This window comes from Telluria sp. RT2P19, from assembly GCF_059685725.1.
In genome coordinates, this window is record NZ_JCASIL010000005.1 from 142,254 (window position 1) to 166,102 (window position 23,849).

Consider the following 23,849-nt stretch of genomic DNA (forward strand, 5'->3'; position numbering starts at 1 on the left):
GGCTCAGGTAAGGAAACGGCTATTATCGCATTTTGGGGGGCGCACTATAATGCTCGTCCGACCAAGGAAAGAGTCCAGATCATGACGATTGCCACCAGCAAACAACCGGCACCCTGCGGCGCCTGGCCCTCCCCCATCAGCGCCGCCGTGGTTGCCGCCGGCGCCGTGCCGCTGGCGCAGACGATGCTCGACGGCCAGCGCCTGGGCTGGCTCGAAGGCCGCAGCAGCGAAGCCGGGCGCACGACGCTCATGGTCCACGACGCCAGCGGCACGCGCGAACTGACGCCGGCGCCCTTCAATGTGCGCAGCCGCGTGCACGAATACGGTGGCGGCGCCTGCCTGCTGGGCGGCGGCGCGGCCTGGTTCTCGCACCATGTGGATAACCGCCTGTACCGGGTCGAAGCGGATGGCCGGCCGGTCGCCATGACGGCCGAAGGCACGGGCCACCGCTTTGCCGACTTCGTCCTCGATGGCGCGCGCCAGCGCCTGATCTCGGTGCGCGAGGACCACTCGGCGGACGCCACCTACCCCGTCAATACTCTGGCTGCAGTCGGCTTCGACGGCGTCGAGACCGTGCTGGTGGACGGTAACGATTTCTATGCGGCGCCGCGCCTGTCGCCCGACGGCAGCCAACTGGCCTGGCTGTGCTGGGACCATCCGCGCATGCCGTGGGAAGGCACCGAGTTGTGGCTGGCCGACGTGCTGGACGACGGTTCGCTGGTCAACGGCCGCCTGGTCGCGGGCGGCCCCGAGGAATCGATTTGCCAGCCCGAATGGTCGCCCGGCGGCGTGCTGCACTTCGTGTCCGACCGCAGCGGCTGGTGGAACCTGTACCGCTACGATCACGGCGTCGTGCATGCGCTGTGCCCGCGCGAGGCCGAATTCGGCGCGCCGCACTGGAACTTCGGCGGTGCCCTGTATGGCTTCCGCTCCGAAGACGAGATCGTGTGCGCCTTTATCGAGAAAGGCGTGAGCTACCTGGCGCGGCTGTCCAGCGGCACGCTGCTGCCGCTCGAGACAGCGTATGAAGAAATCCGCGAGCTACGCGTGCAGGGCGATGTCGTGGTCTTCCTGGGCGGCGCGCCGACCATCGCGCCCGAACTGGTGCGGATCGACCTGCAAACCGGCGCCAGCGAGGTGTTGGCCCACTCGATCCCGCAACTGCCGGCCACCAGCTACCTGTCGGTGCCGCTGGCGATCGACTATCCAAGTGACAACGGCCGCGTGGCGCATGCGTTCTACTATGCGCCGACCAATGCCGACCATGCGCCTGTGACCGGAGAACTGCCGCCGCTGATCGTGATCGGCCACGGTGGCCCCACCGGCATGGCGGCCAGCACCCTGAAACTGTCGACCCAGTTCTGGACCAGCCGCGGCTTCGCCGTGCTGGACGTGAACTATGGCGGCAGCACCGGTTTCGGCCGCGACTACCGCAACCTGCTCAAGCATCAATGGGGCGTGGTCGACGTCGAGGATTGCGTGGCCGGCGCGCGCCACCTGGCGGCGCAAGGGATCGTCGATCCAGAGCGCCTGCTGATCCGCGGCAGCAGCGCCGGCGGCCTGACGGTGCTGTCGGCACTCAGCTTCCACGACGTCTTCAAGGCTGGCGCCAGCTACTACGGCGTGTCCGACCTGGCCGGGCTGGACGCCGACTCGCACAAGTTCGAGTCGCACTACAACCAGTACCTGATCGCACCACCTGACACCGCCGCCGAGGTCTATCGCGCACGCTCGCCGATCCACCACACCGACAAGCTGGACCGGCCGATGATCTTCTTCCAGGGCCTGGACGACAAGGTGGTGCCGCCGCAGCAATCCGAGAGCGTGGTAGAGGCCCTGCGTGCGCGCAGGCTGCCGGTAGCCTACCTGACGCTCGAGGGCGAGGGTCACGGCTTCCGCAAGGCGGACAGCGTGGTGCGCACGCTGGAAGCGGAGCTGGTCTTCTATCTGCGCGTATTCGGCATCCCGGTGCCGGACGAGCTGCCTGCGATCGAGATCGAGAACCTCGCGTGATGCTGGAGGATGTGAGCGCGCGCCTGGCCGCCTGCACGGCACAAGAGCGCGCGCTGCTGGTCGTGCTGGCGATCGCGGGCGAACCGATGGGTCGCCAGCGCATTCTGGAGCACATGCGGGCGCTGGGGGTGGCGCTGCCGATCGCGCAATGGGCCGATGAACTGGCGCGCCTGCGCGAGCGCGCCCTGGTGGTCGACATGGGCGAGCGCGGCACGGGCATCGCGCCGGAGCTGGCCTGGCCGGTGCTGGACGCAGCCCTCGACGACGGCCTGTTCGACAGCGTGGCTGGCGCCTATGCCCAGGTCTCGACCGTGCGGCGCGACTGGCAAGGCAACCTGATGCTGCGCAGCTACCGCCAGGGCTTGGCGCTGCTGCGCATCGCCCTGCTCACCGGGCAGGAACACGACGTCGTGTTCCCGCTGCTGGACGCCTGCCAGCGCTGCCACGAGGCGAGCTACCTGCACCCGCTGGTGGATGTCTGCGCGCGCCCGTTCGCACCCAGCATGATGGAGCGCATCCACCCACGCCTGCGCGAAGGCATCCTGCACATCCTGGTCATGCATGCGCGCAGCGAACCGGCGCTGGCGCCTGGCGTGCGCGAATATGCCGAACGCCTGATACCGCGCAGCAGCCCTGAAAGCCCCCTGCGCCGCGCGCTGGGCGAACACTACATCCTGTGTGGCCGCCTGGACGACGCCTTATCGCTGGTGAACGACATGAGCGATTCGCCCGGCCTGTTCCTGCGCAGCGTGGTGCAGGTGCTGGGCGACGATCTCGACGCGGGCCTGGCCGGCATCGACGCGTCGATCAAGCAGCTGCGCCGCGAAACCGGCAAGCGCAAGGCGGTATTCGACGGCCATTGCGCGCATCTCGCCGTCGTTGCCCTGCTGCGCAGCAGCGACCCGGGCCCGCGCAAGCTGGCCGACGCCTGGCTCGAGATCGAGACGCGCGCCGTGCAGCGACCCGACAACGCCGTCTGGTTCCAGCTCGGCATGCTGCACGAGATCCAGCGCGGCACCGTCGACGCCAACCTGTTTGGCACCCGCAGCTGGGAAATGTCGCTGGAACCGACCGTGTTCCGCGCCCTGATCCACCACTGGCTTGCCCTTCCCTCCCTGGACAGCCAGCGTGCGCGCCTGGAAGACATGCTGGCCCAGTCCGAGGCCGCCGGCTTCGACTTGTGGTCGGCCCAGCTGGCCAGCGTGCTGGCCCAGATGGGCCAGGCCGGCTACCTGGTCCACGAAGCGCGCGCCAGCGAACTCCGCCGCCGCCACCGCCTGCCCGACATGGCCGGCTGGTTTGCGCGTGAAGAGCCATGGGAGCGCCAGCTCAATGCCCTGATCAATCTGCAGCCGGCGGCGAACGTGGAAAACGTGCGCAGGTCAGGCCCGACTTCGCGCCTGGTCTGGCTGATCCGCTACGACCCGCACCTGGGCGTGCAGGAACTCGAACCGCGCGAACAAAAGCGCGACGCGCAAGGCGGCTGGAGCCGCGGCCGCGCCATGGGCCTCAAGCGCCTGGCCGAGGAAGGTACGCAACTCGACTTCCTCAGCGCGCAAGACCTGCAGGCGGTGAACGCGATCGCCGGCCGCCGCTACTACGTTGGCAGCGGCATCCGCTTCGAGCTCGAAGTGCACAAGGCGCTGGCCGCCCTGGTCGGCCACCCGCTGCTGTTCTGGATGGACTCGCCCGGCACCCGGGTCGAGCTGCTGCCGGGCGAGCCCGAACTGCTGGTCAAGAAACAGGGTGAGATGGTGGCGATTGCGCTGAACCCGCCGGTCGAGGACAGCGACGGCGACGTGGTGGTCACGCGCGAGACGCCGACCCGCCTGCGCCTGGTGCAGATCAGGGAAGAGCATCGGCGCATCGCCGCCATCGTCGGCGCCGGCTTGACGGTGCCGATGGCGGCCGAACGCCGCGTGCTGCGCGCGATCGGCGCCGTGTCCTCGGTCGTCACCGTGCAGTCGGACATCGGCGCCAGCAGCAGCGATATCGAGACGGTGCCGGCCGACCCGCGCCTGCACGTGCTGCTGCGTCCTTACCAGCAGGGCATGCGCATGCAGCTGCTGGTGCGCCCGCTGCCGGGCGGCGCCTATTACGGTCCCGGCGAAGGCGCGGCCAATGTGATCGCCGACGTCGAGGGCATCCGCACCGAAGCGCAGCGCGACTTGAACGCCGAACGCGAGGCCGAGCGCCAGCTGGTCGGCAAATGCCAGGCGCTCGAACATGCGGAGCCGGATCACGGCGAATGGCTGCTCGGCCAGCCGCTGCTGGCGCTCGAGCTGGTAGACCAGTTGCGCGCGCTGGATAGCGGATCCATCGTGGTGGCCTGGCCCGAAGGCGAGAAGTTCCGCGTCACCAAGAAGGCGACGACAAAGTCGGTGCGGGTGCAGATCCGGCGCGAGCGCGACTGGTTCGCGGCCAGCGGCGACATCGTCATCGACGAAGGCCGCGTGATGGACTTGCGTACGCTGCTGGAAAAGATCAACGAGAGCGGCAGCCGCTTCGTGGCGCTGGGCGAGAACGAATACCTGGCCCTGTCCGACGAGCTGCACCGGCGCCTGACCGAACTGGGCGCCTATGGCGAGCTGCATGGCGACGGCATCCGCACCCACGCGCTGGCCAGCTTCGCGCTCGATGAGCTGGCGCGCGATGCCGGCAGCGTCGACGCCGACAAGGCCTGGCAATCGCACCTGAAGCGCATGGCCGACAACGCGGCGTTCACGCCCGAGCTGCCGTCCACGCTGCAGGCCGAGCTGCGCGATTACCAGGTCGACGGCTTCCAGTGGCTGGCGCGCCTGGCCCATTGGGGCGTGGGCGCCTGCCTGGCCGACGACATGGGCCTTGGCAAGACGCTGCAGGCGCTGGCGCTCTTGCTGACACGGGCGAAAGATGGCCCGGCGCTGGTGGTGGCGCCGACCACGGTGTGCCTGAACTGGATCGACGAGGCCAGCCGCTTCGCGCCGACCCTGAAGCTGCACCTGTTCGGCCCCGGCGAGCGCGCCGCGACGATCGACAATGCCGGGCCGTTCGACGTGGTCGTGGTCAGCTACGGCCTGCTGCAGCTCGAAGCGGCGCGCTTCAAGGGCCGACGCTGGCACAGCATCGTGCTCGACGAGGCGCAAGCGATCAAGAACATGCACACCAAGCGTTCGCAGGCAGTGATGGCGCTGCAGGGCGACTTCCGGATGGCGGCCACCGGCACGCCGCTGGAAAACCACCTGGGCGAGTTGTGGAACCTGTTCCGTTTCATCAATCCGGGCCTGCTGGGCAGCGCCGAGCAATTCCAGCTGCGCTTCGCCGGTCCGATCGAAAAGGCCCAGGACAAGCGCGCCGAGGCCGGCGCCCGCGCCCGCCTGCGGCGCCTGACCGCGCCCTTCATCCTGCGCCGCACCAAGGCGCAGGTGCTGTCCGAGCTGCCGCCGCGCACCGAGATCGTGGTGCCGGTCGAGCTGAGCGCCGAGGAAAACGCGCTATACGAGTCGCTGCGCCGCCAGGCCCTCGACAAGCTGGCCGCGCTCGAAGCGCCGGAAGGACAAAAGGCGATCGAGATCCTGGCCGAGATGATGCGGCTGCGCCGCGCCTGCTGCAATCCCGAGCTGGTCGCGCCGGGCGCCGGCATCGCCAGCAGCAAGCTGGCCACGTTCGCGCGCCTGACGACCGACCTGCTCGAGAACCGGCACAAGGTGCTGGTGTTCAGCCAGTTCGTCGACCACCTGACCCTGATCCGCCAATACCTCGACGCGCAAGGGATCGCCTACCAGTACCTCGATGGCTCGACGCCGATCCAGGAACGCAAGCGCCGGGTCGATGCCTTCCAGGCCGGCGAGGGCGACCTGTTCCTCATCAGCCTGAAGGCGGGCGGCGTCGGCATCAACCTGACGGCGGCCGACTACGTGATCCACATGGACCCGTGGTGGAACCCGGCGGTGGAAGACCAGGCTTCGGACCGCGCGCACCGCATGGGCCAGCAGCGCCCGGTGACCATCTACCGCCTGGTGGCGCGCGGCACGATCGAGGAAGGCATCGTCGACCTGCACCGCCACAAGCGCGACCTGGCCGACAGCCTGCTGGAGGGGACCGAAATGGCGGCGCGCATGTCGCCGGGGGATATGCTGGAGATGCTCAAGGCGGGGCTCGGACGCTGATTTATCGATCCATCAACGTTGATATTCATGAGTTTCGGAATGTTTCAACTGCCCGCAAATGATGCAATTGGTGCTAATCTGCACGCCTTCGCGCATGCGCGCACCGAGACATCTCCTTAAGTTACAAGGCTGAATACGATGATGAAAACGAAAATCGCGCTGGCGGCCTTGCTGGCGTGTTTCGCACTGACGCCGGCCATCGCCGCCACTTCCAAACCAGCCAAGGGCAAGGCCAAGTCCTCGAAGGTCGTCAAGAAGAAGACCTCCGGCAAAGCCAGGAAGGCCCTCGTGGCCGCGGCCGCAGTCGGCGCGACTGCGGCCGCGGCCGGCGCCGTCGGCGCGAGCGCCAGCGCCACCGAAATGCGCCTCGACCGCCGCATGTCGACCCTGAGCATGCAGTATCTGACCGCCCTGTGGCGCAACGACCCGGAAGGCGGCATCTACGCCGGCAAGTTCGACCACGCCGCCAACCTGACCATCCCGAATGCCGACACCCGCGCCCAGCAACTGGCCTTCGCCAACGAGTGGCTTGAAAAATTCGGCAAGCTCGATCCCAAGCAGCTGTCGCCACGCTACCGCACCGACCTGGCCCTCCTGGTCAATAAACTCGAAAAAGACCGCTGGCGCCTGACCACCTGGCGCGAGTACGAGTGGAACCCGTCGCAGTACAACATCGCCGCGCCGCTCGACCTGATCCTGAACACCGACTACGCGGCCAAGCCGCAGCGCCTGCGCACGATCCTCAAGCGCCTGGCCGAGGTGCCGGCCTATTATGCGGCGGCCCAGGCCTCGATCGTGAAACCTACCCGCGAACACACCCAGCTCGCGATCGGCCAGGCGCCGGGCACGATGGCGGTGCTGGCCGACCTGGGCAAGGCGGCGCAGGAATCGATCCTGACGGCGCAAGAGAAAGCGATCTTCGCCCAGCGCATCGCCAACGCCGGCACTGCGGTGCTAGGCTATGTCGACTTCTTGAACGGGGTCGAGAAGCGCCAGGCGGCCGACGGCCAGGCTCGGCCTTTCCGCGCCGGCAAGACGCTGTACGAGCAGAAGTTCGCGCTCGACATCCAGTCGTCCTCCAGCGCCGAACAGACCTTCCGCAAGGCCCTGGTCACGCGCGAGGAACTGCTGTCGAACATGGACCGCATCTCGGACGAGCTGTGGCCGCGCTATATGGCGGGCGTGAGCAAGCCGCAGGACCGCTTCCAGAAGATCGGCATGATGATCGACAAGCTCTCCGCCCGCCACGTCGCGCGCGAGAACTTCTTCGCCGAGATCCGGCGCCAGATCCCGCTGCTGCAGGACTGGGTGATCAAGCACGACCTCTTGACCCTGGACCCGAGCAAGCCGCTGGAAGTGCGCGAGACCCCGATGTACCAGCGCGGCGTGGCCGGCGCCAGCATCGACGCGCCCGGCCCTTACCGCTCGAAGGACAAGACCTATTACAACGTCACGCCGATGGACAGCCTGACGCCGGAACAGGCTGAGAGCAGCCTGCGCGAGTACAACGAGTGGATCCTGCAGATCCTGAACATCCACGAGGCGATCCCCGGCCACTACGCGCAGCTGGTGCACGCCAACCGCTCGCCTTCGCTGATCAAGTCCCTGTTCGGCAATGGCGCGATGGTCGAAGGCTGGGCGGTGTACGGCGAGCGCATGATGCTCGAATCGGGCTATGGCGACAACGCGCCCGAGATGTGGCTGATGTACTCGAAGTGGAACCTGCGCAGCGTCACCAACACCATCCTCGACTACAGCGTGCACGTCAACGGCATGGGGCAAGAGGCGGCGATCGACCTGCTGACCCGACAGGCCTTCCAGACGCGCCAGGAAGCGGACGAAAAATGGCGCCGCGTGACCCTGACCTCGGTGCAGCTGACCAGCTACTTCAGCGGCTACCACCAGATCATGGAATTGCGCGAGCGCCGCAAGCAGCAACTGGGCGAGCGCTTCAAGCTGAAGGAATTCCACGACCAGTTCCTCAGCTACGGCAATGCGCCGGTCAAGATGATCTCGGAACTGATGCAATAAAAGCCTATCCAGGCAGGTGGGAGTCGTTCGTAGCATGCGTGGCAGGCATGTCGCTTACGCACATGTCATGTTGAGCTTCTCTCATCTGCCGGATAGAGCGTGTGGTAACTGATTCGATGGCGGGCGCTAGCCATCGATGACTCATGGTCAGAAAATCCCACTTTAAATAGTTTATCTCGTTACAATGACGTTAACAAGTTATTAAAGAGGGGAAATTGGTCAATCTATCTGGCGCCGCATCTGGCAGTTGGCGAATGACGTCACGCGCACGCTTTCGTCAAACCATCAACGGTGTTCTGCTGTTTACGATTTTCTGGATTGTCTCGGCCGCCAGTTTTTCTGGCTATATGTCCAAGTGGGGCTTGCGAGATGGTTCACTTCGCTATGGCGTTGAGGCAGTACTGGATGGCACGGCGCACAGGCCATTCGTCTATCGGCAATTGGTACCGGCATTGGCCAATTTTGTCGATGACAAGCTTCCGGACACTGCCAAAATATTCTTTATCGAGAAGCATAACCTTGATGAGCCATATGCCAGTAGCGCTGCATACAGCCAGGAAAATCTTCGCTTTCGCTACCTGATTATTTGCTACTGCCTGTTTCTGGCTTTACTGAGCAGCGCATTCGTATTACGTGAAATACTGAGACATTCCGGTGCAGATTCGTCAACAGCCATCATGGCGCCGGCGCTTCTTGTCATCGCCCTCCCCTATCTACAAACAATAGGTGGCTATTTTTATGACTTTGTCGAGTTGTTGTTTCTCAGCCTTGCTTTTCTCTTCGCGCTCAAGGGAAGAATATTTGCGTTGCTGCTGATCGTGATACCGGCGACACTCAACAAGGAATCTTTTCTCCTGTATCTTCCTTCGCTATATCCGCTGTTGAGAATGCATTATTCCGTACGGAAAAGCTTGCTGACGCTGGCTGCGGCAATGTTTTTTTCAGGAATTCTATATCTTCTTATCAAAGATGTATATGCAGGAAATCCTGGTAGTCCAACTGAACGCCACCTCTGGGACAACCTCAAGAACTACATGACTCCCTGGTTTTACCGCAGGTCCGAGATCACGTATGGCCTGATTTCGCCGGCCGGCATGTCATTGATTTCGGTAGCGGTCCTGGGCTCCATTATCTGGCGCGGCTGGGGAAGCTGCAGTATGCCAATCCAACGTCACATCCTGATAGCGGCCGCTATCAATTTGCCGGTCTTCCTGATGTTTGCCGCGACAGGCGAATTGCGGAACTTGAGTCTACTATTTGTTGGAATGACCATCTTGCTTGCAAATGCACTCAAACAGTCCGCTCAGACGAGTACATGAATCGATTGCTCAGCAGTTTGACCAGCTCATCGATATTTTGCACGATGCTTCCGAGCGCCGGCATGCCTATCGGCGCCGCAGCCATTAGAAGAGCGCGCGAAAAGCATGACCTGACGCGCAGGATCTACGATGAAATCAACGGTATCTGGTCAGCAGGTTTGACGATGCGCGAGCGGACATCGTCGATGCGACCTTGACTGCAACATGGCTACCGACTGGAAGGCTGTGGCCGACCAGTACGGCGCCGTGATCCTGGCCCCGAACGCCATCGGCAACGTCTACCGCGCGCATTGCTGGAACTGGGCCGCGATCAACCGTAGCCGCAGTCATGGCCACAAATGCGGTGCTGCTCGACCTGATCAACCGCTTCCTGAGCAATCCACAGTACGCAATCGTACGGCGGCACGTACAGGCAAGGGACGACCACCTGCGTGCCGGGCGGCGGCAGCGACGTGCAGTACCTGGACGCCAACGGCAAGGTGCCTACCTCGCAGGTCACGGTGACGGGCCTGGGCCACGCCTGGCTGGCCGGCGGCCAGAACGCCAACTTCGTGAATGCGATCAGGGGTGAACTACCCGGCCTTCATCATGGATTTCTGGTTCAACAAGAACCTGCGGGTGAGCCAGGCGCCGGCGCCCGTCATGGCGTCGTGCAGCGCCAGTGTATTGGGACCAGGACCGACCCTCACGGTGAACGGGCGCCGCCAGCTTCGCGCAGGGTACGGTCGCCAGCTACCGCGTGCTGCTGGATGGCCCGTTGCCGGTCGACGACCATGCGGCCGGCAGCGGCCCCGCCTTCAGCAAGGCCTATCCGAACCGCGCCGACGGCAGCTATGGCGGCAGCGTGTGGGCCATCGGCAGCAGTGGACAGACCTCCAGCGCCTGCGCCATCCCGGCCTTCCAGGTCGGCACGGGCTCGCCGCCGCCGGTGTTTACCTGCACCACGACCAGCGCCAGCAACACGCCCCACGTGCAGGCCGGCCGCGCGCACGCCAGCGGCGGCTATGCGCTCGCCAACGGTTCCGACCAGAACTTGGGGCTGTACAACACCTTCTTCACCAGCACGCTGGCACAGACGTCGCAGGGCTACTACATCGTGGGGGGTTGTCCGTAGCGCCGGGGCGAGGCCCGGCGTACGTGCTTATGCGGTTTCTTCCGGCGCGCGGGTGGCGCGCGCGAACATCGGCGCCACCAGCAGGCCAAGCTCGTAGAGCATGCACATCGGGATGGCAAGGGCCAGCTGGCTGACCACGTCCGGCGGGGTGACGATGGCCGAGACCACGAAGGCGCCGACGATCACATAGGAACGAACCGCGCGCAGCTTTTCCAGGCTGACCACCCCCATGCGCACCAGGATCACGACCACCACCGGCACCTCGAACGAGGCGCCGAAGGCCAGGCACATCGACATGACGAAATCGAGGTAGTTCTCGATATCGGGCATGACGGCGATCGAGGTCGGCGCGAATTCGCCGATGAAGTGGAACACGCGGCCGAACACGAAGAAGTAGCAGAATGCCACGCCGGCGATGAACAGCAGCGAGGAAGAGATCACCAGCGGCAGCACCAGGCGCTTCTCGTGGGCGTACAGGCCGGGGGCGATGAAGGCCCAGGCCTGGTAGAACACCCAGGGCAGCGCGAGGATGAAGGACAGCAGCAGGGTGACCTTCATGGGCACCAGGAAGGGCGAGATGACGCCGGTGGCGATCATGGTCGAGCCGGGCGGCATCGAGGCGATCATCGGGGCGGCGATCAGGTCGTAGATATGCGACGGCCCCGGCCACGCCATCAGCGCGGCGCATACGATCGCGATGCCGATCGAGGCCTTGACCAGGCGGTCACGCAGCTCGACCAGGTGCGAGATGAAAGTGTCTTCGCCGGCGGCTTGCTCAGTCATTTAAAAGAAGGATGCATTGGATTTGGCGCCCGTGCCGGGGCGGAACTTGCGCACCCGGGCTGCGCCCGACATCACATGGCGCTTGGTGCCATGGCGGTTCTTGTACCAGGCCGGTACGGCGGAGGTGCGCACCAGCTTCTTGCGGCGGAAATCCTTGGCCTTGCGGTCGATGTCGGCCACGGTGGGGGCGATCGTGTTGCCGCTGTCATGCGTCGCGCGGCCATCCCACAAGGCTTCGACCTCGTCGACGTGGCTGGTGACCGACGATTCGAAGTCGCTGGTGGCTGATTCGACCTCGTTCTTGAACGACTGCGCGCGGTCCTGCACCTCTTTGTGCAGGTTGCGCAGCTCGTCGAGCTCGATCTCGCGGCTGACCTCGGACTTGACGTCGTGCAGGTAGCGCTGGGCGCGGCCGTACAGCGTCCCGGCCATGCGCGCGACCTTGGGCAGCTTTTCAGGGCCGATCACGATCAGGGCGACCACGCCGATGATCGCGATTTTCGACAGTCCGAGATCAATCATGGAACGCGCGGCTTACAGGCGGGTCTTGTCGCGGGCTTCCACGTCGATGGTCGACTTGTCGGCCACCTGCTGCGTCGGCTGAACCGGCGCGGCTGGATTGGCTTCAGCGGCCTTTTCTTCGTCGCCCTTCACGCCGTCCTTGAAGCCCTTGACGGCCTTGCCCAGGTCGGAACCCATATTGCTGATTTTCTTGGTGCCGAAGATCAGCATCACGACGACCAGCACGATGACCCAGTGCCAAATACTAAAACTACCCATGTTGTTCTCCTAGCAAGGCGCATGCGCCTGAAAATTCGGGAAGCGTCTACCACAGTATACGCGATGCGGGAGCGAGCTGCCCCCCTGAAACTTAGTCCTGGCTTATAAGCCCAGGCCGCGCCACGGGCGCGGGCCGCCGTACATGTGCAAATGCAGGTGATACACTTCTTGCCCGCCATCCGGACCGGCATTGATCAGGGTCTTGAAACCGCCGCTCGGCTTGCCGTCGACGCCGGTCTTGACGTCGATACCATTTTCTTTTGCAAGCTTCGGCGCCAGCGCCAGCATCTTGCCCAGCACTGCGGCGTGCTCGTCGGTGCAGTCGGACAAGGTGGACACGTGCTGCTTCGGGATCACCAGCAAGTGCACCGGGGCCGCCGGGTTGATGTCCTTGAACGCCAGCACGTCCTCGTCTTCATAGACGATGGCGGCCGGAATCTGCTTGGCGATGATCTTGCAGAAAATGCAGTTATCCATCTTGTCTCCAGATTATTACAACACTTCAAGGACTTACTGGACCATGAAGCCGAGGCATCGTATCAGCGCCACATGACATCGGTATGACGGTCAGTCACCGATTATGACACCGACGGCGCGGCTGCGCACAGTGAGCAGGTACTCACTTGCATCGTTCCAGACAACTATTCCTTGCGGGCAGTTTTTTCGGCAATGCCCGAGACGCCTTCGCGTCGTGCCAGTTCGTCCAGCACCTGTTGCGGCGTCAAATCGAACTTGGCCAGCAGCACCATCGAGTGGAACCACAGATCGGCGCATTCATACAGCACCTTCGATGGATCGCCCTCGACGCGTGCGTCCTTGGCGGCCATTACCAGCTCGGTGGCTTCCTCGCCGATCTTCTTGAGGATGGCGTCATCGCCCTTGGCGAACAGCTTGGCGACATACGAGGTCGCGGGGTCGCCGCCGTGCTCGGGCTTTCTCGATTCGATCACGGCCGCGACACGGGCCAGGGTAATACTCATGAAGTTTTCTTCTTGTCGGAATAAATAGTGTCGGGATCCTGCAGCACCGGCTCGACGCTGTGCCAGTCGCCGTTGTCGTACTTCTGGAAAAAGCAGGAATGGCGGCCGGTATGGCAGGCAATACCGCCGACCTGCTCGATCTTGAGCAGCACGACGTCTTCGTCGCAATCGAGGCGGATCTCGCTCACCTTCTGGATGTGGCCGGACTCTTCGCCCTTGTGCCACAGCTTCTTGCGCGAACGGCTCCAGTACACCGCTTCGCCCGACTCGACGGTGCGGGTCAGGGCTTCGCGGTTCATCCAGGCGAACATCAATATGTCGCCAGTCGCCGCTTCCTGGGCGATCACCGGCACCAGGCCGTGCTCGTCCCAGCGCACCTTGTTGAGCCACTTGGCATTGGTCGGCATGTCGCTTCCTTAGTCGAGGCGCATCGGGATGCCACGCTCGGCCATGAAGCGCTTGGCTTCGCCGACCGTGTGCTGCCCGTAGTGGAAGATGCTGGCGGCCAGCACGGCGTCGGCATGGCCTTCGAGCACGCCGTCGGCCAGGTCTTGCAGGCCGCCCACGCCGCCCGAGGCGATCACGGGAATGCCCACGGCGTCCGAGACGGCGCGGGTCAGGCCCAGGTCGAAGCCGACCCTGGTGCCGTCGCGGTCCATCGAAGTGAGCAGCAACTCACCGGCGCCGAGGCTTTCCATCTTGCGCGCCCACTCCACGGCGTCCAGGCCGGTGGCGTTGCGGCCGCCATGGGTAAATACTTCCCACTTGCCGGGACCGGTCTGCTTGGCGTCGATGGCCACCACGATGCACTGCGAGCCGTGCTTGTGGGCGCAATCGAACACCAGCTGCGGATTGGTCACCGCCGAGGTGTTCATGCTGACCTTGTCGGCGCCGGCGTTGAGCAACCGGCGCACGTCCTCGACCTTGCGCACGCCGCCACCGACGGTGAGCGGAATGAACACGGTCGAGGCGACGGCTTCGATGATCGGCAGGATCAGGTCGCGGTTGTCGCTCGACGCGGTGATGTCGAGGAAGGTGATCTCGTCGGCGCCCTGGCCGTCATAGCGGCGCGCGATCTCGACCGGGTCGCCGGCGTCGCGCAGCTCGGTGAAGTTGACGCCCTTGACCACGCGGCCGCCGGTGACGTCCAGGCAGGGGATGATGCGTTTGGCTAGCATAATAATCTCTGCGTCAGCATATGAACGTCGTCCCGCGAAGGCGGGGACCCAAGTATGGATGCATGCCAGTGCTGCATGCATTTTCCACTGTACAGCGCAATTGGGTTCCCGCCTGCGCGGGAACGACGGTTCGGGGGCCGCGGGCCCTGCTTTACGCCCGCGTCCCTTCCGTCAGTTCGTCGGCGCGGTCCTGGGCCGAGGTCAGGTCGAGCGTGCCTTCATAGATCGAACGGCCGCAGATCACGCCTTCGATGCCTTCGTCCTGTACCGCGCACAGCGCTTCGACGTCCGCCAGCACGTGCACGCCGCCCGAGGCGATCACGGGAATCTTCACCGCGCGCGCCAGCTTGACGGTCGCCTCGATGTTTACGCCAGCCATCATGCCGTCGCGGCCGATGTCGGTGTAGATGATCGATTCGACGCCATAGCCTTCGAATTTCTTGGCCAGGTCGATGACTTCGTGGCCCGACATCTTGCTCCAGCCGTCGGTCGCGACCTTGCCGTCCTTGGCGTCCAGGCCGACGATGATGTGGCCCGGGAAGGCGCCGCAAGCGTCATGCAGGAAGCCGGGATTCTTGACCGCGGCGGTGCCGACGATGATGTAGCTGATGCCGTCGTCCAGGTAGCGCTCGATGGTGTCGAGGTCGCGGATGCCGCCGCCCAGCTGGACCGGGATCTCGTCCAGGCCGTTGTCTTCGGCGTATTCCTGCACCACTTGCAGGATCGATTTGATGGCGTTCTCGTTCTTCGGTTTGCCCGCGAATGCGCCATTCAGGTCGACCAGGTGCAGGCGGCGCGCGCCTTTCTTCAGCCAGTGCAGCGCCATGTCGGCGGGATCTTCGGAAAACACGGTGGCAAGGTCCATATCGCCTTGTTTCAGGCGAACGCAGTGACCGTCTTTCAGGTCGATGGCGGGGATCAGCAGCATGGTCGTTGTCGGTTGGTTGACGGGTTATATCGGAAACTAGGGCGTGGAATCACGGATTCCAGTGAATGAAATTACGGTACAGGCGCAGGCCTGCGGCGGCGCTCTTTTCGGGGTGGAACTGGGTGGCGACGATATTATCGCGGCCCACGGCGCAGCAGAACGGCGCGCCATAGTCGGTCTCGCCGATCACGTCGTCCGCATTCCCTGGCGCCGCATAATAGCTGTGCACGAAGTAGAAATAGCTGCCGTCGTCGACGCCTTCCCACAATGGGTGGGGACGCGCCTGGCGCACCCGGTTCCAGCCCATCTGCGGCACCTTGAAGCGCGAACCGTCGGCCTGCAGCTTGCCGTCCAGCTGGAACCGCACGACCTTGCCGGGCAACAAGCCCAGGCCGGGGGTCCCTCCGTTTTCTTCGCTCTCGTCGAACAGCATCTGCTCGCCCACGCATACGCCCATGATCGGACGGGTCCTGGCGGCGCGCAGCAGCGCGTCTTCGAGGCCGGACTCGCGCAGGCTGTTCATGCAGTCGCGCATCGCGCCCTGGCCCGGCAGGACGATGCGGTCGGCGCGGTCGAGGTCCGCGGCCGAGCTGGAGATGAGGACGTCGGCTTCGGGCGCGGCGGCGCGCAGCGCCTGGGCGACCGAGCGCAGGTTACCGAGTCCATCGACGACGACGATCTTGTTGGCCATGATTACAGGCTGCCCTTGGTCGACGGGATGATGCCGGCCGCACGTGGATCCAGTTCGGTGGCCATGCGCAGCGCGCGACCGAAGGCCTTGAACACGGTCTCGCACTGGTGGTGGGCATTCACGCCACGCAGGTTGTCGATGTGCAAGGTGACGGCCGCGTGGTTGACGAAGCCGCGGAAGAATTCGCCGGTGAGATCGACATCGAAGGTGCCGATCATTGCGCGCGTGAACGGCACGTGCAGCTCGAGGCCGGGACGTCCCGAGAAATCGATCACCACACGCGACAGCGCTTCGTCCAGCGGCACGTAGGAGTGGCCGTAGCGCACGATGCCCTTCTTGTCGCCGATCGCCTTGGCCACGGCCATGCCCAGCGTGATGCCGACGTCTTCCACCGTGTGGTGGGCGTCGATGTGCAGGTCGCCCACGGCCTCGACCTCGAGGTCGAACATGCCGTGGCGCGCGATCTGGTCGAGCATATGGTCCAGGAAGGGGACGCCGGTATTGAGCTTCTGGCGGCCGGTGCCGTCGAGGTTGATCGAGACGCGGATCTGCGTTTCGTTGGTATTGCGCGTGATGTCGGCGGTGCGGGTCATTGCTAAGGGCGTTCGTCGGTCGGTCTCTCACTGGGGAGAGGCCGACTGGATTAAATGGTGTCCGTCGGGGGCGCTGGATTACAGCGACGTCTTCAGGGCTGCCAGGAACTGATCGTTCTCTTCGGGTGTGCTGACCGTAACGCGGATACAGTTGGCCAGCAATTTATGCATTTTACTCAAATTTTTAATCAATACCTTCTCGCCGTGGAGAATCGCGCAGGCGCGCTCGGCATCCGGCACGCGCAGCGAGATGAAATTGGCGGCCGACGGGAACACTTCCACCCCCGGCAAAGCCGCCAACGCAGCCGCCAGGCGGGTGCGTTCCTCGTTGAGCAGGCCCGCCTGGCGGTCCAGCACCTCCACGTGGTCCAGCGCGAACTCGGCCGCGACCTGGGTCAGCACATTGACGTTGTACGGCGGCCGCACCTTCTCGAATTCGGCCAGCAGCGGCGCCGCGGCCGACATATAGCCGAGGCGGATGCCGGCCAGGCCCAGCTTGGACAAGGTACGCATCACGACCAGGTTCGGATGCTGCGGCAGGCGCTCCATGAAGCTGACCCGGGCGAACGGCTGATACGCTTCGTCGACCACCGCGATGCCGTGCTCGCCCAGCGCCTCGATGATCGCGACCATGTCGCCGACGTCGTACAGGTTGCCGGTCGGGTTGTTCGGATAAGCCAGGAACACGAGCGCCGGCTGGTGCTCCTCGATGGCGGCCAGCATGGCCGGCAGGTCGAGCGAAAAGTCATCCTTGATCGGCACGCCGACGAAGTCCGCGCCCGCGAACTGGGCCGAGCGCGAAAACATGACGAAGGCGGGCACGGGCGCCATCACCACGGCGCGGCGGCTGCCGGCCTCGCGCTCCTGGCGCGCGATCGCCGTTGCCAGGATCGTGATCAATTCGTCCGAGCCGTTGCCGAGCAAGACGTCGTAGCCTGCCGGGACGCCCAGCTTGCTGCAGATCCGGCTTTTCAGCGTGCTGTACGACGGCACCGGATAGCGGTTCAGCGCCGCCTCGGCCAGGCGCGCGCCCAGTTCGGCGCGCAGCGCTTCCGGCAGCTGGTACGGGTTTTCCATCGAATCGAGCTTGACGTAGCCGATCGAGTCCGGCACGTGGTAGCTGCCCACGGCGCGCACGTCGGCGCGGATGGTGTTCTCGATCAGTCTGGTGATGTCGGTCATGATGTTTCTTCCGTGGTGGTGGCGGCCTTGGCGGCCTTGCGCAGTTTCTTGGCTTTCGCTCCCGCGACCGGCACCTCGGGCGCGGCGAGGCGCTCCTGGATAATGGCGCAGTAGTCGGGATTGAGTTCGAAGCCGGTGTAGTGGCGGCCCAGGCGCTTGGCGGCGATGGCCGTGGTGCCGCTGCCCATGAAGGGGTCGAGCACGACGCCGCCCGGCGGGCAGGAGGCCTTGACCATGCGCTCGATGATCTCGAGCGGCTTCTGGGTCGGGTGATCCGCCCGCTCCGGATGCTCGCGGTGCAGGCGCGACACGCTCCACACGTCTTTCGGGTTGTAGCCGACTTCCAGCCACTTGGCGCCGACGAAGATCGAGCGCGAGCGCGCCTTCTTGGTCTCGGCGTCATACGGGATGCGCACCGCGTCCAGGTCGAAGTAGTAATCCTTGCGCTTGGCGAAAAAGCCGATGGTGTCGTGCACCGAGGAGAAGCTGCGCACGCTGCCCCCCATCGACGGCACGCGGCGGTCCCAGATGATCTCGTTCATCATCGTCATGCGTTTCTTGAGCATCACGAAGATCTCGGGCGCGAAGCGCCAGGTGAGGAAGATGTACAGGCTGCCGTTGGGCTTGAGCTTGGGGACGACCGCGTCGATCCACTGCTCGGTCCAGGCGAGATACGCCTCGACGCTTTGCTGGTCCGAGGCGTTGCCATAGTCCTTGCCCAGGTTGTAGGGCGGGTCGGTCAGGATCAGGTCGATGGACCCGTCCGGGATGCGCGCCAGGCCGGCCAGCGCATCCTCGCAGAATACCTGGTTGACCCAGGACGTCATGATGCCTGCGGCGGCATGGGGTCCAGGGGCACGGGTTGCAGCCTTAATTCTGCGCTGCGCGCATGGGCCTGCAGGCCTTCGCCGTAGGCCAGCGTCGCGGCCACCTTGCCCAGCGTTTGCGCGCCGGCTTCGCTGACCTGGATGATCGACGAGCGCTTCTGGAAGTCGTAGACGCCCAGCGGCGACGAGAAGCGCGCCGTGCGCGAGGTCGGCAGCACGTGGTTCGGACCGCAGCAGTAGTCTCCCAGCGATTCCGACGAAAAGCGGCCGAGGAACATGGCGCCGGCGTGGCGGATCCTGTCTGCCCACTGCATCGGTTCGACAGCGGAGATTTCGAGGTGTTCGGCGGCGATCGAGCTGGCGATCTCGCACGCTTCCGCCATGTCGCGCACCTTGATCAGAGCGCCACGATCGGTCATCGACGTCGTGATGGTGGCCTGGCGCGGCATCGTGGGCAGCAACTTGTGGATGCTCTGCTCCACCCTGGCGATGTAGTCGGCGTCGGGGCACAGCAGGATGGCCTGCGCCAGCTCGTCGTGCTCGGCCTGCGAGAACAGGTCCATCGCGACCCAGTCCGGGTCGGTGGTGCCGTCGCACAGCACCAGGATTTCGGAAGGGCCGGCGATCATGTCGATGCCGACCACGCCGAACACGCGGCGCTTGGCGGCGGCCACATAGGCGTTGCCCGGGCCGACGATCTTGTCGACCGGCTGGATCGTCTCGGTGCCATAGGCCAGCGCACCGACGGCTTGCGCGCCGCCGATGGTGATCACGCGCGTCACGCCGGCGATCGCCGCGGCGGCCAGCACCATCTGGTTCTTCACGCCATCCGGAGTCGGAACGACCATGATGATCTCTTTGACGCCGGCGACGTGGGCGGGAATCGCATTCATCAGCACCGACGACGGATAGGCCGCCTTGCCGCCCGGGACATAGATGCCGACCCGGTCCAGCGGGGTCACGCGCTGGCCCAGCAGCGTGCCGTCAGGCTCGGTGAAGGTGAAGCCGGTCGAGGCGTCCTTCTGGCGCTCGTGGAACACGCGCACGCGATCGGCGGCGACTTGCAAGGCGGCGCGCTGGGCTTCCGGCAGGACCGCCAGGGCTTGTTCCAATTCGGCCTGGCCAATGTCGAACGCCGCCATCGCCTTCGCGCCGCCATCCGGGATGCGGTCGAACCTGTTGGTGTACTCCAGCACAGCCGCATCGCCGCGCGCCTTCACGTCGCGCAGGATATGCGCGACCGCGGTTTCGATGGCGTCATCGGTTTCCGCTTCGAACGCCAGCAGGGCGTCGAGGGTTTTCTTGAAGTCGGGCGCGGTGGAGTCTAACTTGCGGATCTGTACTGCCATGATGCTTCAGCCTTGTTGTTGGGACGCGCGTTCAAACGCTTCCAGGATCGGTTGCAGGCGCTCGCGCTTGAGCTTGAGCGCGGCCTGGTTCACCACCAGGCGCGAGGAGATGTCCATGATCTTTTCGACTTCGACCAGGTTGTTGGCGCGCAGGGTGCCGCCGGTCGAGACCACGTCGACGATGGCGTCCGACAGGCCGACCAGCGGCGCCAGTTCCATCGAGCCGTACAGCTTGATCAAGTCGACGTGCACACCCTTGCTGGCGAAGTGCTCGCGCGCGGTGTTGACGAACTTGGTCGCCACCCGCAGGCGCGCACCCTGACGCACGGCGCTGTCGTAGTCGAAGCCGGCATTGACGGCGACCGACATGCGGCACTGGGCGATGCGCAGGTCGATCGGCTGGTACAGCCCTTCCCCGCCATGCTCGAGCAGCACGTCCTTGCCGGCCACGCCGAAGTCGGCGGCGCCATGCTGGACATAGGTCGGCACATCGGACGCGCGCACGATCAGCACCCGCACGCCGGGGTCGTTGGTCGAGAGGATGAGTTTGCGCGAGGTCTCGGGGTTTTCCAGCACCTCGATCCCGGCCGCCGACAACAGCGGCAGGGTGTCTTCGAAGATGCGGCCCTTGGAAAGCGCCAGGATCAGCTGGGGCTCGCCGGTGTTGCCGTTGAATGTCATGATGTCTTTATTTGATGCGTACGATATCGGCGCCGACCGCCGACAGCTTCACTTCCATCCGGTCATAGCCGCGATCGAGGTGGTAGATGCGGTCGATCAGCGTCGTGCCCTGGGCCGCCATGCCGGCGATCACCAGCGAAGCCGAGGCGCGCAGGTCGGTCGCCATCACCGGCGCGCCGACCAGGCGGTCGACGCCCTTGATGAAGGCGGTGTTGCCCTCGGTCGAGATGTGGGCGCCCAGGCGGTTCATCTCCTGCACGTGCATGAAGCGGTTCTCGAAGATCGTCTCGGTGACTTTCGACGGGCCGTTCGCGATCGTGTTCACGGCCATGAACTGGGCCTGCATATCGGTTGGGAAGCCCGGATACTCGGTGGTGCGGAATGACACCGGATGCGGGCGGCCGTCCATCTTCGCGCGGATGGTGTCGCTGCCCACAGTCAGCTGCAGGCCGATCTCGCGCAGCTTCTCGAGCGCCACGTCGAAGATGTCGGTGCGGGTATTGGTCAGCACGATGTCGCCGCCGGTGGCCGCTACTGCGCACAGGAACGTCGCCGCCTCGATGCGGTCCGAGATCACCGCGTGGGTCGCGCCGTGCAGTTCGTCGACGCCCTGGATCACCAGGCGGTCGGTGCCGATGCCCTCGATCCTGGCGCCCATGGCCACCAGGAGGTTGGCCAGGTCGGTCACTTCCGGCTCGCGCGCCGCGTTCTCGAGCACCGTTTCGCCTTCGGCCAGGGTCGCGGCCATCAGCAGGTTCTCGGTGCCGGTCACCGTGATCATGTCGGTGTGGATGCGCGCGCCCTTGAGCTTCTTGGCCTTGGCGTGGATGTAGCCGCCCTCGATCGTGATTTCGGCGCCCATCGCGCGCAGGCCCTTGATGTGCTGGTCGACCGGACGCGAGCCGATGGCGCAGCCGCCCGGCAGCGAGACCTTCGCTTCGCCGAAGCGCGCCAGCAGGGGGCCCAGCACCAGGATCGAGGCGCGCATGGTCTTGACCAGCTCGTACGGCGCTTCGAGGGTGTCGATCGCGCTGCCGTTCATGGTGACCTTCTCGTCGTCCTGCACGACCTTCAGGCCGGTCTTTTCCAGGAGCTTGAGCATGGTGCGCACGTCATGCAGGCGCGGCACGTTCGACAGCTGCAGGTCGCCGGCGGTGAGCAGGCCCGCGCACAGGATGGGCAGCGCCGCGTTCTTGGCGCCGGATACCGAAATCTCACCAGCCAGGCGCTTGCCGCCGACGATCTGGAGCTTGTCCATGGCTTATCCTTTGAATTCTTCAGGGGTCAGGGTTTTCATCGACAGCGCGTGGATTTCCTCGCGCATGCGGTCGCCCAGCGCGGCGTAGACAATCTGGTGACGCTGGATCGGACGCTTGCCGGCAAACGCTGGCGAGACGATCACGGCTTCGAAATGGTGGCCGTCACCCTTCACGTCGAGGTGAGTGCATTCAAGGCCGGCGCTGATATAGCCGTGGATCAGTTCAGGTGTGGTCGCCACGATAACTCCAAAAATAGTGCTGTATTCTTAATGACGCAGATTGTAGCCGCGCTTGAGCAGGTTGATCGCCAGGACCGTCAGCACCGCGAAGAACACGGACACGATGGACAGGCTGGTCCAGGGCGAAACGTCGGACTGGCCGAAGAACCCATAGCGGAACCCGTCAATCATATAAAAGAATGGGTTGAAATGCGAGACGGCAAGCCAGAAAGGCGGCAGTTTTTGGATGGAATAGAACACCCCGGCCAGGAAAGTGGCCGGCATGATCAGGAAATTCTGGAACGCCGCCAGCTGGTCGAACTTCTCGGCCCAGATACCGGCGATCACGCCCATGGTGCCCAGAATGGCGGCGCCCAGCAGGGCGAACACGACGATCCAGACCGGCGCCACGAAGCTCAGGTGCGCGAACCAGGCGGTGATGATGAACACGCCGGCGCCCACCGCCAGGCCACGCACCACCGCGGCCGCGACGTAGGCCGACAGGATCTCGACGTGCGACAGCGGCGGCAGCAGGATGAACACCAGGTTGCCGGTGATCTTGGACTGGATCAGGGACGACGACGAATTGGCGAAGGAGTTCTGCAGCACGCTCATCATCACCAGGCCCGGGATCAGGAACGAGGTATAGGCGACGCCGTCGAGCATCTCCACCCGGCCGTCGAGCACATGGCCGAAGATCAAGAGGTAGAGCATGGCGGTGACGACCGGGGCGGCCACGGTCTGGGTTGCGACTTTCCAGAACCGCAGCGACTCTTTATAGAACAGGGTACGAAAACCGATCGAAAACATTAGTGCTTTTCCTCTTCCATGATCTGGATGAAGATGTCTTCCAGGTCGGCCTGCTCGAGTTGCATTTCGTCGATCACGGCGCCGGCTTCGCGCAGGCGCGCCAGGATCGGTTCGACTTCCGAATAGTCGTTCACGCGCAGCGTGTATTTGTTGCCACCGCCGTTGCCATTGGTGTGTTCATCGTGCGAAACCAGATGACGCAGCCCCTCGGGCAGGTCGCCGGAGCGCAAGTGCACCACCAGCTGGGAACCCGACACGCGGCGCAGCAACGCGCTCATGGTGTCCAGCGCCACCACGTTGCCGCGCCGGAGCATGGCCACGCGCTGGCACATGGCCTGCGCTTCTTCGAGGTAGTGGGTGGTCAGCACGACGGTGTGGCCGCCCTCGCGGTTCAGGCGCGCGATGAACTTCCACAGGGTCTGGCGCAGCTCGACGTCGACGCCGGCGGTCGGCTCGTCGAGCACGATCACGGGCGGGCGATGCACCAGGGCCTGCGCCACCAGCACGCGCCGCTTCATGCCGCCCGACAGCGCGCGCATGTTCACATCGGCCTTGTCGGTCAGGTCGAGGTTGTGCATCACCTCGTCGATCCAGGTGTCGTTGTTGCGGATACCGAAATAGCCCGACTGCAGGCGCAGCGTCTCGCGCACCGTGAAGAAGGGATCGAACACCAGTTCCTGCGGCACCACGCCCAGGCGTTTCCTGGCTTCGCGAAAGTCGGAGACGACGTCGTGGCCGTGGATGCGCACGCTGCCGGCATCGGGCCGGATCAGGCCCGCGATGGTCGAAATCAGGGTGGTCTTGCCGGCGCCGTTCGGGCCCAGCAGGCCGAAGAACTCGCCTTCCTGGATGTCCAGGGAGACGCCCTTGAGCGCCTTGAAGCCCTTGTAGCTCTTCTCGACGCTGTCAATCTGGATTGCTGTCATGCTTGTTGGATGGCGCGGTGCGCGAAAATGGGATTCGAC

At 64.6% G+C, this 23,849-nt stretch carries 24 protein-coding genes; 6 read left to right on the forward strand and 18 right to left on the reverse strand.

The features are described from left to right. The first annotated feature begins 81 nt into the window (after window positions 1–81). The 6 genes from AC56KW_RS08760 (at window position 82) to AC56KW_RS08785 (ending at window position 10,625) form a co-directional block, all read left to right on the forward strand. A complete protein-coding gene (locus AC56KW_RS08760; protein ID WP_497170345.1) occupies window positions 82–2,013 on the forward strand; it encodes a S9 family peptidase in 1,932 nt (643 codons plus the stop codon). Next, the gene (locus AC56KW_RS08765) at window positions 2,013–6,161 is read left to right on the forward strand and encodes an SNF2-related protein (protein WP_497170479.1); all 4,149 of its coding nucleotides are present in this window, start codon (window positions 2,013–2,015) and stop codon (window positions 6,159–6,161) included. The genes AC56KW_RS08760 and AC56KW_RS08765 overlap by 1 nt, the downstream gene beginning before the upstream one ends. Before the next feature lie 138 nt (window positions 6,162–6,299). Continuing rightward, on the forward strand, window positions 6,300–8,192 hold the full coding sequence (locus AC56KW_RS08770; RefSeq protein WP_497170346.1) for a DUF885 domain-containing protein: 1,893 nt from the start codon (window positions 6,300–6,302) through the stop codon (window positions 8,190–8,192). A gap of 254 nt (window positions 8,193–8,446) precedes the next feature. Then, window positions 8,447–9,511, forward strand: coding sequence for a hypothetical protein (locus AC56KW_RS08775; RefSeq protein WP_497170347.1), 1,065 nt, complete (start codon window positions 8,447–8,449; stop codon window positions 9,509–9,511). After that, on the forward strand, window positions 9,508–9,708 hold the full coding sequence (locus AC56KW_RS08780) for a hypothetical protein (RefSeq protein ID WP_497170348.1): 201 nt from the start codon (window positions 9,508–9,510) through the stop codon (window positions 9,706–9,708). The genes AC56KW_RS08775 and AC56KW_RS08780 overlap by 4 nt, the downstream gene beginning before the upstream one ends. A 542-nt stretch (window positions 9,709–10,250) precedes the next feature. Further along, entirely contained in the window at window positions 10,251–10,625 is a 375-nt protein-coding gene (locus AC56KW_RS08785; RefSeq protein WP_497170349.1) for a hypothetical protein, read from the forward strand. A gap of 27 nt (window positions 10,626–10,652) precedes the next feature. On the opposite strand, the gene tatC is transcribed toward AC56KW_RS08785, so the two are convergent. The 18 genes from tatC to AC56KW_RS08875 all read right to left on the reverse strand — a co-directional run bounded on the left by tatC (window position 10,653) and on the right by AC56KW_RS08875 (window position 23,810). Continuing rightward, the gene (tatC, locus tag AC56KW_RS08790; protein WP_497170350.1) at window positions 10,653–11,408 is read right to left on the reverse strand and encodes a twin-arginine translocase subunit TatC; all 756 of its coding nucleotides are present in this window, start codon (window positions 11,406–11,408) and stop codon (window positions 10,653–10,655) included. Next, the gene (gene tatB, locus AC56KW_RS08795) at window positions 11,409–11,930 is read right to left on the reverse strand and encodes a Sec-independent protein translocase protein TatB (protein WP_497170351.1); all 522 of its coding nucleotides are present in this window, start codon (window positions 11,928–11,930) and stop codon (window positions 11,409–11,411) included. Between the two features lie 12 nt (window positions 11,931–11,942). After that, entirely contained in the window at window positions 11,943–12,188 is a 246-nt protein-coding gene (gene tatA / locus AC56KW_RS08800) for a Sec-independent protein translocase subunit TatA (RefSeq protein ID WP_497170352.1), read from the reverse strand. Window positions 12,189–12,290: 102 nt separating this feature from the next. Beyond that, entirely contained in the window at window positions 12,291–12,665 is a 375-nt protein-coding gene (locus AC56KW_RS08805; RefSeq protein WP_497170353.1) for a histidine triad nucleotide-binding protein, read from the reverse strand. A 164-nt stretch (window positions 12,666–12,829) separates the two neighbouring features. Beyond that, window positions 12,830–13,168 carry a phosphoribosyl-ATP diphosphatase gene (locus AC56KW_RS08810; RefSeq protein WP_497170354.1) on the reverse strand — a complete coding sequence of 113 codons (339 nt, stop codon included), beginning with the start codon at window positions 13,166–13,168 and terminating at the stop codon, window positions 12,830–12,832. After that, window positions 13,165–13,575 (reverse strand): phosphoribosyl-AMP cyclohydrolase, encoded by a 411-nt coding sequence (gene hisI / locus AC56KW_RS08815; RefSeq protein ID WP_497170355.1) that lies wholly within the window; start codon window positions 13,573–13,575, stop codon window positions 13,165–13,167. Before hisI ends, AC56KW_RS08810 begins: the two co-directional genes overlap by 4 nt. Before the next feature lie 9 nt (window positions 13,576–13,584). After that, window positions 13,585–14,349, reverse strand: a complete 765-nt coding sequence (hisF, locus tag AC56KW_RS08820; RefSeq protein WP_497170480.1) for an imidazole glycerol phosphate synthase subunit HisF — start codon at window positions 14,347–14,349, stop codon at window positions 13,585–13,587. A gap of 148 nt (window positions 14,350–14,497) precedes the next feature. After that, on the reverse strand, window positions 14,498–15,274 hold the full coding sequence (gene hisA, locus AC56KW_RS08825) for a 1-(5-phosphoribosyl)-5-[(5-phosphoribosylamino)methylideneamino]imidazole-4-carboxamide isomerase (protein WP_497170356.1): 777 nt from the start codon (window positions 15,272–15,274) through the stop codon (window positions 14,498–14,500). 49 nt (window positions 15,275–15,323) lie between these two features. Further along, the gene (hisH, locus tag AC56KW_RS08830; RefSeq protein WP_497170357.1) at window positions 15,324–15,965 is read right to left on the reverse strand and encodes an imidazole glycerol phosphate synthase subunit HisH; all 642 of its coding nucleotides are present in this window, start codon (window positions 15,963–15,965) and stop codon (window positions 15,324–15,326) included. Window positions 15,966–15,967: 2 nt separating this feature from the next. Beyond that, the gene (gene hisB / locus AC56KW_RS08835; protein WP_208279368.1) at window positions 15,968–16,558 is read right to left on the reverse strand and encodes an imidazoleglycerol-phosphate dehydratase HisB; all 591 of its coding nucleotides are present in this window, start codon (window positions 16,556–16,558) and stop codon (window positions 15,968–15,970) included. Between the two features lie 78 nt (window positions 16,559–16,636). Beyond that, the gene (hisC, locus tag AC56KW_RS08840; RefSeq protein ID WP_497170358.1) at window positions 16,637–17,740 is read right to left on the reverse strand and encodes a histidinol-phosphate transaminase; all 1,104 of its coding nucleotides are present in this window, start codon (window positions 17,738–17,740) and stop codon (window positions 16,637–16,639) included. Continuing rightward, window positions 17,737–18,567, reverse strand: a complete 831-nt coding sequence (locus AC56KW_RS08845) for a DNA-methyltransferase (RefSeq protein WP_497170359.1) — start codon at window positions 18,565–18,567, stop codon at window positions 17,737–17,739. The genes hisC and AC56KW_RS08845 overlap by 4 nt, the downstream gene beginning before the upstream one ends. Beyond that, entirely contained in the window at window positions 18,564–19,916 is a 1,353-nt protein-coding gene (hisD, locus tag AC56KW_RS08850) for a histidinol dehydrogenase (protein WP_497170360.1), read from the reverse strand. The genes AC56KW_RS08845 and hisD overlap by 4 nt, the downstream gene beginning before the upstream one ends. A 6-nt stretch (window positions 19,917–19,922) precedes the next feature. Next, a complete protein-coding gene (hisG, locus tag AC56KW_RS08855; protein ID WP_497170361.1) occupies window positions 19,923–20,597 on the reverse strand; it encodes an ATP phosphoribosyltransferase in 675 nt (224 codons plus the stop codon). 7 nt (window positions 20,598–20,604) lie between these two features. Further along, the gene (gene murA / locus AC56KW_RS08860) at window positions 20,605–21,855 is read right to left on the reverse strand and encodes a UDP-N-acetylglucosamine 1-carboxyvinyltransferase (protein ID WP_497170362.1); all 1,251 of its coding nucleotides are present in this window, start codon (window positions 21,853–21,855) and stop codon (window positions 20,605–20,607) included. Between the two features lie 3 nt (window positions 21,856–21,858). After that, window positions 21,859–22,095: a BolA family protein gene (locus AC56KW_RS08865; RefSeq protein WP_109345839.1), complete on the reverse strand. Its 237-nt coding sequence runs from the start codon at window positions 22,093–22,095 to the stop codon at window positions 21,859–21,861. Between the two features lie 27 nt (window positions 22,096–22,122). Next, entirely contained in the window at window positions 22,123–22,884 is a 762-nt protein-coding gene (locus tag AC56KW_RS08870; RefSeq protein WP_497170363.1) for an ABC transporter permease, read from the reverse strand. Continuing rightward, a complete protein-coding gene (locus tag AC56KW_RS08875) occupies window positions 22,884–23,810 on the reverse strand; it encodes an ABC transporter ATP-binding protein (RefSeq protein ID WP_497170364.1) in 927 nt (308 codons plus the stop codon). The genes AC56KW_RS08870 and AC56KW_RS08875 overlap by 1 nt, the downstream gene beginning before the upstream one ends. Between the last annotated feature and the right edge of the window lie 39 nt (window positions 23,811–23,849).

Excerpts from the sequence above, each read along its gene's own strand:
- murA (WP_497170362.1), bottom strand. The coding sequence starts at position 21,855 with ATGGACAAGCTCCAGATCGTCGGCGGCAAGCGCCTGGCTGGTGAGATT.
- hisD (WP_497170360.1), bottom strand. The coding sequence starts at position 19,916 with ATGGCAGTACAGATCCGCAAGTTAGACTCCACCGCGCCCGACTTCAAG.
- tatA (WP_497170352.1), bottom strand. The coding sequence starts at position 12,188 with ATGGGTAGTTTTAGTATTTGGCACTGGGTCATCGTGCTGGTCGTCGTG.
- hisA (WP_497170356.1), bottom strand. The coding sequence starts at position 15,274 with ATGCTGCTGATCCCCGCCATCGACCTGAAAGACGGTCACTGCGTTCGC.
- hisG (WP_497170361.1), bottom strand. The coding sequence starts at position 20,597 with ATGACATTCAACGGCAACACCGGCGAGCCCCAGCTGATCCTGGCGCTT.
- AC56KW_RS08780 (WP_497170348.1), top strand. The coding sequence starts at position 9,508 with ATGAATCGATTGCTCAGCAGTTTGACCAGCTCATCGATATTTTGCACG.
- AC56KW_RS08805 (WP_497170353.1), bottom strand. The coding sequence starts at position 12,665 with ATGGATAACTGCATTTTCTGCAAGATCATCGCCAAGCAGATTCCGGCC.
- AC56KW_RS08765 (WP_497170479.1), top strand. The coding sequence starts at position 2,013 with ATGCTGGAGGATGTGAGCGCGCGCCTGGCCGCCTGCACGGCACAAGAG.
- hisI (WP_497170355.1), bottom strand. The coding sequence starts at position 13,575 with ATGCCGACCAATGCCAAGTGGCTCAACAAGGTGCGCTGGGACGAGCAC.
- hisB (WP_208279368.1), bottom strand. The coding sequence starts at position 16,558 with ATGACCCGCACCGCCGACATCACGCGCAATACCAACGAAACGCAGATC.
- hisH (WP_497170357.1), bottom strand. The coding sequence starts at position 15,965 with ATGGCCAACAAGATCGTCGTCGTCGATGGACTCGGTAACCTGCGCTCG.
- AC56KW_RS08870 (WP_497170363.1), bottom strand. The coding sequence starts at position 22,884 with ATGTTTTCGATCGGTTTTCGTACCCTGTTCTATAAAGAGTCGCTGCGG.
- AC56KW_RS08875 (WP_497170364.1), bottom strand. The coding sequence starts at position 23,810 with ATGACAGCAATCCAGATTGACAGCGTCGAGAAGAGCTACAAGGGCTTC.
- tatB (WP_497170351.1), bottom strand. The coding sequence starts at position 11,930 with ATGATTGATCTCGGACTGTCGAAAATCGCGATCATCGGCGTGGTCGCC.
- AC56KW_RS08770 (WP_497170346.1), top strand. The coding sequence starts at position 6,300 with ATGATGAAAACGAAAATCGCGCTGGCGGCCTTGCTGGCGTGTTTCGCA.
- AC56KW_RS08845 (WP_497170359.1), bottom strand. The coding sequence starts at position 18,567 with ATGACGTCCTGGGTCAACCAGGTATTCTGCGAGGATGCGCTGGCCGGC.
- hisC (WP_497170358.1), bottom strand. The coding sequence starts at position 17,740 with ATGACCGACATCACCAGACTGATCGAGAACACCATCCGCGCCGACGTG.
- AC56KW_RS08810 (WP_497170354.1), bottom strand. The coding sequence starts at position 13,168 with ATGAGTATTACCCTGGCCCGTGTCGCGGCCGTGATCGAATCGAGAAAG.
- AC56KW_RS08775 (WP_497170347.1), top strand. The coding sequence starts at position 8,447 with ATGACGTCACGCGCACGCTTTCGTCAAACCATCAACGGTGTTCTGCTG.
- AC56KW_RS08760 (WP_497170345.1), top strand. The coding sequence starts at position 82 with ATGACGATTGCCACCAGCAAACAACCGGCACCCTGCGGCGCCTGGCCC.
- tatC (WP_497170350.1), bottom strand. The coding sequence starts at position 11,408 with ATGACTGAGCAAGCCGCCGGCGAAGACACTTTCATCTCGCACCTGGTC.